This window comes from Vibrio sp. 10N.222.49.A3 (assembly GCF_041475145.1).
Lineage (GTDB): Bacteria > Pseudomonadota > Gammaproteobacteria > Enterobacterales > Vibrionaceae > Vibrio > Vibrio tasmaniensis_A.
This window is the reverse complement of the sequence record NZ_JBFRVM010000257.1, coordinates 1-5,273: the sequence shown is the minus strand read 5'-3', so window position 1 is coordinate 5,273 and position 5,273 is coordinate 1. Positions and strand designations below refer to the sequence as shown.

The following is a 5,273-nucleotide window of genomic DNA, read 5'->3' as shown; positions in this document are numbered from 1 at the left end:
CAGATATACCAGACCTTGAATGAGTTTGAAGAGATACTTTTAGATTAGCTTTCCGAATTATTTTGCCTTCAGTTTTTTAAAAACTGAAAGTAAAAGCAAAATTTGCTTGGCGACCATAGCATTGTGGACCCACCTGATTCCATGCCGAACTCAGAAGTGAAACACAATAGCGCCGATGGTAGTGTGGGGCTTCCCCATGTGAGAGTAGGACATCGCCAGGCTTTAAATTTTTAGAGTCGTTTTTAAACGGTTCTAGAACTGCTGATATAGCTCAGCCCGGTAGAGCGCACCCTTGGTAAGGGTGAGGTCCCCAGTTCGAGTCTGGGTATCAGCACCACTATTTAGTTGATTCGATTTATCGAGTTAACAACAGAATTTGTTTGACGACCATAGCATTGTGGACCCACCTGATTCCATGCCGAACTCAGAAGTGAAACACAATAGCGCCGATGGTAGTGTGGGGCTTCCCCATGTGAGAGTAGGACATCGTCAGGCTTAAATTGCATTATGCTGAATAGACACTGCGGAGTGGTAGTTCAGTTGGTTAGAATACCGGCCTGTCACGCCGGGGGTCGCGGGTTCGAGTCCCGTCCACTCCGCCACTTATTAGAAAGCCTAGTCTTATGACTAGGCTTTCGTCGTTTCTGGATACGATAATTTTGTCTTCGAGCAACGAGTCCCGGTCGCCTGCGACCCCAAGCACTCCACCATTTATAAGAAGTCTCGCTAGAAATCGCGGGGCTTTTTGCATCTAAATTATAGTGTTCACCCTTCCATTGAATGACTTTTACACAAGGTTTGCGCGTAACCCATGACTCCTAGTTAACGTGTCCCATTATTCTGTTATTTATTAGAAAGTCTAACTCTACGATTAGAGTCTTTTTATTTGTATTTTCTACACCAGTTGTTATTTGAAACGAGCACGCGTTTCACAAACGCATATAGCTTTAAGCTTAGCACTCAAATACTCGAGCTATGCGACGTTGTAAGTCAGGTTAATGAGACTGTTCTGACTCAGCTGTATCCATTCAATATCGAAGTTATATAAGGCTTACAACTCATCCTATGTGCCCTGCGTTCGCAGATGTTTGCTTTATCAAGCGAGTGCACTTTAGTATTAGTTAACAGCCCTTCGTCTACGATACCTGACTTCTATTTTTCTCTGTGAATCTAGAGGGTACTTCTGATGTGTAATTAGGAATCGATCATGGATGTTTCTGCTAAGAGCGCTATAGCCCTTAATGAGGTGACTTCATCCTCTTGTTATTCATTAAGCTTAAACCACTCTTAATTGTATTGAGCACCCTGTTTGAAAAGTATCTCAAAGGGGAATTGGACTATATTTCAGGTTGAAGGAGAAAGTCGCTAGATTAAGGGCCCAAATTGGTGCCGGTGGGATACATATGCTAAGAAATAGAGAATTTCTCGTATTCGTGCAGTGATATTTATTATCCAATCAGATCGAGACTCTCTGGCTCTAGGTTCAGGTATCTTAGGAGATGTTTAACCGGTCTCTTTTCTACTCTGATGTGTTTGTTGACTCGATATGAATTAGTTATGTTGACCACTTTACTCTGAACATATTGATTTCTTGCTGGTTAATTCAAGCTATGTTTTGGCTATTGCGACTAATATTAAGCTAGAAGGGCGTTATCGTTCACTTAGTAAGAATAGACTCAAAAAAAGATCATCGGGTGATATTTTAGTGATTATTTTAACAAATAGATAAAGCCTTAAAAGCTAATGGGGCGAACTATGAAATTAAGCTTTAACTTTGAAGATGCCAGTCAGATCTTTGTAGGATCTTTTGCTTTGGCTGTACCGATTTCTTTTTCCGAAGAAGCCTGGAAGTTAGGGGAGACTTTGCCTACTGCTAATCTGTTGCTGCTATTTTTATTATCAGCTGTGTTCTTAGGCTTTTATACTTATGAAAGTGTCTTTCAAAAAAATGTTGTTGCGCGCATGCCGGTGTTTATTTTCAGAATTGTTATTGCTTATGCTATGACGGCGTTGGTAGTTGCTTTGGTCCTGACATGTTTGGATAAGTTGCCTCTATTAAGCGATCCAATAGTCTCGTTTAAACGTGTCATTGTTATATCAATGCCCGCGTCTATGGGGGCTATTATAGTGGATAGTTTCGATAAAGAGTGAAACCGTATATCACCCAGGTTAAGTCATCAACAGAGCCATTCTAGCGCTTATTTGGTTCACTCTTAGATAACCAAGTAGCAAGCTCGCTAGAAAGGTTTCGACATGTCGTTGGGTGATTAAAGCTAAATCAAAAGAGTAAGGCCTAATTGTTTTACAAGAAAATTAAGACTGAGAGTTTCTGTACTGAATGAGCGATTAGAAAGGTGAGGGAGATGGAGGCACGCTAGGATCTTTAGATGCAAAAAAGCCGCATCAATGATGCGGCTTTCTTTAATTGGCTCCCCTTGCAAGACTTGAACTTGCGACATACGGATTAACAGTCCGCCGTTCTACCAACTGAACTAAAGGGGAATTGATTGTTTTATCTCTAATCAAGAGAATGGTGCCGACTACCGGAATCGAACTGGTGACCTACTGATTACAAGTCAGTTGCTCTACCTACTGAGCTAAGTCGGCATCATGTATCAAGAAGCTTACGCTTAATGATTAACTTGGCTCCCCTTGCAAGACTTGAACTTGCGACATACGGATTAACAGTCCGCCGTTCTACCAACTGAACTAAAGGGGAATTATTCTTAAAGCTTTAAAGAAATGGTGCCGACTACCGGAGTCGAACTGGTGACCTACTGATTACAAGTCAGTTGCTCTACCTACTGAGCTAAGTCGGCACATGATATTTCTTTGTGCTTTACTGTTGTTGTCAAGGACACCAACAAATAAATTGTGGTGCCCGGAGGCGGAATCGAACCACCGACACGAGGATTTTCAATCCTCTGCTCTACCGACTGAGCTATCCGGGCGACGAGGTGTATTAAACGTGTTTTCGCGTTCTGGGTCAACATTAAATTGCAAAAAAAGTATTGTTTGATGTTTTTCTATACTTAGTGGGTTGTTTTTGTTCGTTTGGGTAGAAAAACCTAGGTCTAGCATGCCTTAAAAGATGGCAAAACTACGGTTAACTGCTTTGAATGAGCGCTGAAATAAAAAAAGCACGTATGAAAACGTGCTTTTATATTAAAGGTTTTTCTCGAGAGTTTAGTGTTTTACTTCAAACCTATTTACCCAAGTCTCTAATTCGTTAGAAAGAGAAGCTAAAGTTTGAGTACTGTTATGGCTTTCCGTTACGACATCGCTCAGTTGGTTGCCACTTTCTTCAATCATATTGATACGCTTCGATATATCATCGCTTACCTGGGTCTGTTCAGCGGCTGCTGTTGCGATTTGATGGCTCATTGATGATATAGACTCTAATGCAATCACAATCTGTTGTAGCGCTTCAGAGGCATTCTGAGACTCTGCTACAGTACTTTCACTCGTTGCCGCACACACATTCATTGTTTGAATGGCGTTACGGGAACCTTCTTGAAGATTATTGATCATTAACTGAATCTCTTTGGTGCTCGATTGCGTTCGACCAGCAAGATTACGTACCTCATCCGCCACTACTGCAAATCCACGACCTTGTTCACCCGCTCGCGCAGCCTCAATAGCAGCGTTAAGTGCTAACAGGTTAGTTTGCTCTGCAATATCGCCTATAACGTCCAATACCTTAACAATATTGTTTACGTCGTTGTCTAGGTTAGCAACAGCTTCACTGGCTGTACCTAATTGTCCTGCTAGGCCTTGAATATTATCTACTGTGTTGTGGATTAGGAGCTGAGTATGTTGGCTTTGTTTGTCTGCCTCGTCGGTGTTACGAGCTGTATCGCCAGCTGAATCGGCAACATTATTTGCTGAAGACGCCATCTCAGTCATTGCGGTTGCGATCATTTCAGTTGATTGTTGCTGAGTTTCAGTAAGTTGAGCGATAGAACCTGCACGATCTTCCACGCGCTGTAATTCGCCTCTTAACGCTAGCATTGAAGAGTTGAGGTTTGATACTAACTCTGCCAGTGATTGACTCATTTGTTGTACAGCGTGATAGATACTGCCTTGCTCAGCTTGAGTCTCAAACGATGTTTGGATTTTTCCTTCTGCGACAGCTTGTACTGCTTCTCTTACGTCTTTGGGTTCACCGCCAAGTAGCGATAGCATACGTTTAATTGAGATAATCAAGCTTGAAAGAATGACACCAGCAATAGCCAAACATAAAATCAGTTGCCATTGTGCTGTTGACCAAAACCTTGCGTTGACTTCATTGAAGCCGATACCTGTACCTACGACCCAACCCCAATGAGGTGTTTTTTCTGCGATGGACAGTTTTTCTTCAATGCTTCCGTCGGGGAGTTTTTGTGTCCAGGTGTATTCGACTATTTGTCCTGTTCTATTGCCAAGTGCTCGCTGAATAAGTTGGCCAACGCTATTTCCATCGCCATCTTTAAAATCATTAAAGCTGGTTCCGTGTAGTTGCGGATCTAAAGGTGTTACGACAAAAGTCATATCTTCATCAGCAACATATACATATTCATTGTCTTTATAGATATTGTTGCGCAGTAGGCGAGTGGCCAGCTGTTTGGCTTGTTGTTCTTCTAGAGTGCCATCAATAGCCATTTTTTCGACTTCAGTAAGAATGCTGTATGCACTTTTAAATAGCTCTGTCAGGCGAGCTTTGTTGTCTATGTTGCTAGCAACTCTTAAGGTCCATAAACCTGTAGCCGTAAGTGCGAGCAAGGCAATCAAAATGATGCCTGATAATAAATAAGCTTGCGTTTTTAATTTCATATTTCCCCGTGCAGCGATCTAATAATAAGTATGGTGTATCATTCACGAATCTTAAGCTAAGTCGTGTAGTGCAGGTATCAGAAAGGTATCAAAACATGATGAAGATTAAATTTACGAAGAAAAAAAAGTTCCCAGAAGAACATTTTTCGCTGTCAAATGAATAAACAGAGGCAAGAGCAATTACTCTATTGAGGGTGGCGGACGTAGTCCATTTACTAGAAGATCAAGATTTAATGTTGAACTGATGTGTTATTGAATTACGTTACTTTTATTCAAACGAAAAAAAGCCAAGTCTCTCGACTTGGCTTTCTTGAATGTGGCTCCCCTTGCAAGACTTGAACTTGCGACATACGGATTAACAGTCCGCCGTTCTACCAACTGAACTAAAGGGGAATTACTTGTCTCAACATCAGGTCTATAGAGACCATCATTTGTTAAGAAGCAAATAATGGTGCCTCGAG

Annotated in this window: 2 protein-coding genes, 8 tRNA genes and 2 rRNA genes; 5 read left to right on the top strand and 7 right to left on the bottom strand. The window is 41.6% G+C overall.

The genetic code is table 11. The features are described 5' to 3' along the window. The first annotated feature begins 105 nt into the window (after window positions 1-105). The 5 genes from rrf (AB4589_RS24710) (at window position 106) to AB4589_RS24690 (ending at window position 2,151) form a co-directional block, all read left to right on the top strand. Window positions 106-221: ribosomal RNA gene (gene rrf, locus AB4589_RS24710) — 5S ribosomal RNA — on the top strand. 39 nt (window positions 222-260) lie between these two features. Next, window positions 261-337: transfer RNA gene (locus tag AB4589_RS24705), tRNA-Thr, on the top strand. A gap of 42 nt (window positions 338-379) precedes the next feature. After that, window positions 380-495 (top strand): 5S ribosomal RNA (gene rrf / locus AB4589_RS24700). A gap of 30 nt (window positions 496-525) precedes the next feature. Beyond that, window positions 526-602, top strand: a tRNA-Asp gene (locus AB4589_RS24695). 1,153 nt (window positions 603-1,755) lie between these two features. Next, on the top strand, window positions 1,756-2,151 hold the full coding sequence (locus AB4589_RS24690; RefSeq protein ID WP_009847710.1) for a DUF2391 family protein: 396 nt from the start codon (window positions 1,756-1,758) through the stop codon (window positions 2,149-2,151). Window positions 2,152-2,426: 275 nt separating this feature from the next. Here AB4589_RS24690 and AB4589_RS24685 read toward each other — a convergent pair. From AB4589_RS24685 to AB4589_RS24655, 7 genes are all read right to left on the bottom strand, one after another. Continuing rightward, window positions 2,427-2,502: transfer RNA gene (locus AB4589_RS24685), tRNA-Asn, on the bottom strand. Window positions 2,503-2,531: 29 nt separating this feature from the next. Further along, window positions 2,532-2,607: transfer RNA gene (locus AB4589_RS24680), tRNA-Thr, on the bottom strand. A gap of 36 nt (window positions 2,608-2,643) precedes the next feature. Further along, window positions 2,644-2,719 (bottom strand) — tRNA-Asn (locus AB4589_RS24675). A gap of 24 nt (window positions 2,720-2,743) precedes the next feature. Further along, window positions 2,744-2,819: transfer RNA gene (locus AB4589_RS24670), tRNA-Thr, on the bottom strand. 56 nt (window positions 2,820-2,875) lie between these two features. After that, a tRNA-Phe gene (locus tag AB4589_RS24665) sits at window positions 2,876-2,951 on the bottom strand. Between the two features lie 235 nt (window positions 2,952-3,186). Continuing rightward, entirely contained in the window at window positions 3,187-4,812 is a 1,626-nt protein-coding gene (locus AB4589_RS24660; RefSeq protein ID WP_372101894.1) for a methyl-accepting chemotaxis protein, read from the bottom strand. A gap of 317 nt (window positions 4,813-5,129) precedes the next feature. After that, a tRNA-Asn gene (locus AB4589_RS24655) sits at window positions 5,130-5,205 on the bottom strand. Window positions 5,206-5,273 lie beyond the last annotated feature (68 nt).